Genomic DNA, 1,687 nt, shown 5'->3' with positions numbered 1-1,687 from the left:
AAAAATAATAAATTTTTGTATCGTCAGCCATGCTATAGCTGGCGATATTTTATGCTGCTTTTGTATATTGCTCATGATATTTCATTGGTGTCATTACATGCAGTTTCCTTTGAAGTCGTTGGTTGTTGTAGTAATCTATGTAATTAGCTATCGCAGTAATCAAAGAGCTTCTGTCATTAAAACGCTGTTTATAATACATTTCTCGTTTTAGAATTCCCCAAAACCCTTCCATTGGTCCATTGTCAATACAGTGGGCAACTCTAGACATACTCTGCTTCATATGATGTTTTTTTAATCTAGTATAAAACTGTGCGCTTGTATATTGAAAGCCTCGATCAGAATGAACTAATGGGTGTGCATCTGGCTCCTGACGAACAGCCCCATCAAACGTGTCCATAACTAATGGATTATCATTATGATCGCTGATTTTAAAGGAAACAATCCTTCTATCATATAAATCTAAAATAGCACTCAGATAAACTTTATGAACTTCTATTCCGTTGTAGTATTTAAATTCAGAAACATCTGTAAGCCACTTTTCATTCGGTTTTTCGGCGTGAAATTCACGGTGTAAATAGTTTTTTGCTATGTGATCAGGATTTCTGTCTCCTCTGGTACAACTCTTAGGTTTCCATTTAATATTTGATTTATATCGTATTTCCTACAAATACGAAGTACTCGTTTATCATTCACATGAATTCCTTTATGTCCATCTAATTCATCACGAATCCTTCGGTATCCCATATCTGGATGCTGGTTATGAATCCTTTGGATTTCAGTGGATAGTCTTTCGTTTCGAAGTTCATTATTACTTTTCGGATATTTTACCCAGCGGTAATACGCAGAACGTGTAACATTAAGATATTTACAAAGTCTATCTATGGGATAATGCTTAGTAGACGATAGTTTTTGGATGGCTTCATATTCGGCTAACCGATGGATTAAAGATAGCGACCCCTCCTTTCCAGTTCTCTGACTTTTTTTAACAGATCATTCTCCATTTGTAAGTCTAGATTTCTTCTTTCCAGTTCAGCTATCTTGTCACGTAGCTCTTCTTCAGGTGTTCTGCTTGGAAGAGAAGCTATACGACGTCCACGTCTGTCTTCCAGACCCGCTTGACCCATCTTTTCGTATCGTATTACCCAATTGCGAACTTGTTGATAGGAACAATCATATTTGAGTGCCATTGCACCATAATTCTTATCATTTGCAAGACAATCTGTTACTATTTTTAATCTCTCATCAAGTGTAGTGTTCTTTGCTTTTTTCATGTAAGCACCTCCAGTGGATGTTTTTAATATTCCACCAGAATTATACACCTTAATCCAATCGGAAAGCTGTTTGTGTGAACGAATTTCGTATTTTGTGCAAATATCCTGAAGAGATCCTTCTCCGTTAAGATAATCATTTATAGCAGATATTTTTAAATCTTTTGAATAAGATTTGTTTTTCGGTTGATTGAGTAATCCAGTTGGTCCATCATACTGATAAATAGAAATCCAATTTCGAATACTATGATGATCAACTCCCAATTCTTTTCCTGCTTGCCGTATGCTAATTTCTCCTGCAAGGTAGCGTTCGACTATTTTTACTTTTTCTACTGGTTCTATCTTACTCTTTCTGAACATGAAAATACCCCCATATAGGACTTTTATATTTCATTGTCCTATATGAGGGTAGCATATCA

2 protein-coding genes are annotated in these 1,687 nt (G+C 35.6%); both read right to left on the bottom strand.

The genetic code is table 11. The features are described 5' to 3' along the window. Window positions 1-49: 49 nt before the first annotated feature. Window positions 50-640, bottom strand: coding sequence for an IS3 family transposase (locus DW904_RS23330; RefSeq protein ID WP_279254422.1), 591 nt, complete (start codon window positions 638-640; stop codon window positions 50-52). Window positions 641-941: 301 nt separating this feature from the next. Beyond that, a complete protein-coding gene (locus tag DW904_RS23320) occupies window positions 942-1,628 on the bottom strand; it encodes a helix-turn-helix domain-containing protein (protein WP_207664944.1) in 687 nt (228 codons plus the stop codon). Window positions 1,629-1,687: the final 59 nt, after the last annotated feature.

The sequence above is a fragment of the Ruminococcus sp. AM42-11 genome, assembly GCF_003480145.1.
GTDB classification, from domain to species: Bacteria; Bacillota; Clostridia; order Lachnospirales; family Lachnospiraceae; genus Blautia_A; species Blautia_A faecis.
Note: the sequence above shows the minus strand (reverse complement) of the source record. Positions and strands in the feature narration are given on the sequence as shown.

Excerpts from the sequence above, each read along its gene's own strand:
- DW904_RS23320 (WP_207664944.1), bottom strand. The coding sequence starts at position 1,628 with ATGTTCAGAAAGAGTAAGATAGAACCAGTAGAAAAAGTAAAAATAGTC.